Origin of the sequence: Pseudomonas sp. EL_65y_Pfl1_R83 (assembly GCF_963970695.1) — a bacterium.
Lineage (GTDB): Bacteria > Pseudomonadota > Gammaproteobacteria > Pseudomonadales > Pseudomonadaceae > Aquipseudomonas > Aquipseudomonas tritici.
Genome location: NZ_CAXAQI010000135.1, coordinates 1 through 605, shown reverse-complemented (window position 1 = coordinate 605; position 605 = coordinate 1). Strand labels below are relative to the sequence as shown.

Genomic DNA, 605 nt, shown 5'->3' with positions numbered 1-605 from the left:
TTACCTGTCGGCGGAGGCGGATCGCGCCGGGCAGCAGGCTGTAATGTGGCTGGCGATCTGTCGGACCTATCGCTTCGTTAGCGAATTCGCGGTCGAGGTTATCAACGAGCGCTACCAATCCTGGCGGCTTGATCTGGGTCATGAGGTGTTCGATCGTTTTCTCGCGGGTAAAGCGGAATGTGATCCGAGCCTTGCTGCGCTGTCCTCATCAACGGCCGCCAAATTGCGTCAGGTCCTGTTCCGAATCTTGCGTGAAGCGGGATTGAGGAGTGCCGAAGGCAGAATTCAGCCGATCTGGCTGTCAGGCCACATGAAGCGGCTGATCGAGGAGAGTAATCCGGCGGATTTGCGGATCTTTCCCGGGAATGGGGGATAACTGTGGGTACGAGACCTGATCGGCGCGTTCGTGCCGAGCACCTGTTCAGGGTGAGTTCCAGCGAGCGATTCTTGCACAAGCAAGGTTTGGGTAACGAGGTCCCCTTCTTCATCTGTGCGTTCGATGCCGAAGATGGCCTGAGCTTGGGTGAGGATCGCGAAGACCTGATCGCCCGGCTGGGGCATGCCGGTGTGCGCGTCCTTGATATCGACCTCTATGATCTTTCGAT

Annotated in this window: 1 protein-coding gene; it reads left to right on the top strand. The window is 57.9% G+C overall.

The genetic code is table 11. The annotated features are described in order from the left end of the window. A partial coding sequence (locus tag AACY08_RS28040; RefSeq protein ID WP_339472353.1) for a BrxA family protein occupies window positions 1–376 on the top strand: 376 nt, incomplete at its 5' end. Between the last annotated feature and the right edge of the window lie 229 nt (window positions 377–605).